Genomic DNA, 555 nt, shown 5'->3' on the forward strand with positions numbered 1-555 from the left:
TGGCCCCGACAGCCACTATGGCAGCGGTCGATACGATACGCCCTCCTTGCCGGCTTTTGATGTAGGTGGCGTCGATCCACAGATAGGGCCACTCACCTTCAATAGGGCGGTTCAGGAAGGCCTGGACGCGCTCGTCGATCTCCTCACAGAGCCGGCTGACCTGGCTCTTCGAGATGCCGGTGCCGCCCATCGCCTTGACCAGGTCATCGACGGCGCGTGTGGAGATACCCTTGATGTAGGCCTCCTGTATGACAGCCGTCAGCGCCTTCTCGGCCGTGCGGCGGGGCTCGAGGAACGACGGAAAGTAGGTCCCCTTACGCAGCTTCGGGATGTCGAGATCGATCCGGCCAGCCCGGGTTTCCCAGACTCTCTCCCGGTAGCCATTCCTGTAAGCCTTGCGATCTGCGGAGCGGGCACCGGGAGCCGCGCCCGTGCGCGCCTCCACTTCCATCTCCATCATCCGCCCGGCCGCAAAGGCCAGCATATCGCGCACCAGGTCGTTGTCTGCGCTCTGGTCAATCAGTTCGAATAAAGCCAATCTGTCTTCGGTCATCG

At 62.5% G+C, this 555-nt stretch carries 1 protein-coding gene; it reads right to left on the reverse strand.

Translation table 11 applies throughout. The features are described 5' to 3' along the window. The coding region (locus tag HOC_RS20745; protein ID WP_035542781.1) for an IS256 family transposase at window positions 1–553 on the reverse strand (553 nt) is incomplete at its 3' end. Window positions 554–555: the final 2 nt, after the last annotated feature.

The organism is Hyphomonas oceanitis SCH89 (assembly GCF_000685295.1).
Classification (GTDB): Bacteria; Pseudomonadota; Alphaproteobacteria; order Caulobacterales; family Hyphomonadaceae; genus Hyphomonas; species Hyphomonas oceanitis.